The organism is Prescottella defluvii (assembly GCF_000738775.1).
Classification (GTDB): domain Bacteria; phylum Actinomycetota; class Actinomycetes; order Mycobacteriales; family Mycobacteriaceae; genus Prescottella; species Prescottella defluvii.
On record NZ_JPOC01000117.1, the window covers coordinates 1 to 725 of the forward strand.

The 725-nt window shown below is 66.8% G+C and carries 1 protein-coding gene; it reads left to right on the plus strand.

Features of this window, described 5'->3' with window-relative positions; all coding sequences use genetic code 11:
• Positions 1–725: cytochrome P450 (locus IJ15_RS0123930; protein WP_031940840.1), on the plus strand; the 725-nt coding region annotated here is incomplete at both ends.

The window sequence follows — 725 nt, forward strand, 5'->3', positions numbered from 1 at the left end:
GGCCGATCTTCGAGCGCAGCGCCCTGGGGCACCGATTCGTGTTCGTCTCGGGCGCCGACATGGTCGCGGAACTGTCCGACGAGGCGCGCTTCGCGAAGAACGTCGCACCGGGGATCGCGGAGTTGCGCGGCATCGGCGGCGACGGCCTGTTCACCGCCTACAACGAGGAACCCAACTGGGGCAGGGCGCACCACCTGCTGCGGCCGGCGTTCACGCAGTCCGCGATGCGCTCGTACCACGACATCATGGTGGCGGTGGCCGGCGAGCTCACCGAGCACTGGGACGCGCGCACCGGCGGGGTGCCGGTCGACGTGTCGTCGGACATGACGAAGTTGACACTCGAGACCATCGGGCGCGCGGGCTTCAGTTATTCGTTCGATTCGTTTCGCCGGGAGCGGCCCGACCCGTTCGTCGAGGCGATGATCCGGGCACTCACGCATGCCCAGCGTCGCACCTTCCGCAACGTCCCGTTCGTCTCGAAGTTGTTGTACCGCAAATCCGATCGACAGAACACCCTCGACACCTCCTACCTCGCGCACGTCGTGGACGAGGTGATCCGACAGCGCCGCGACAGCACCGAGCCGGGGCCCGAGGATCTGCTCGAGATCATGATGCGTGCGGCCCGCGAGGACGATCCGAACCGTCTCGACGACGTCAACATCCGCAACCAGGTGGTGACGTTCCTCGTCGCCGGACACGAAACCACCTCGGGTGCCCTGTCGTTC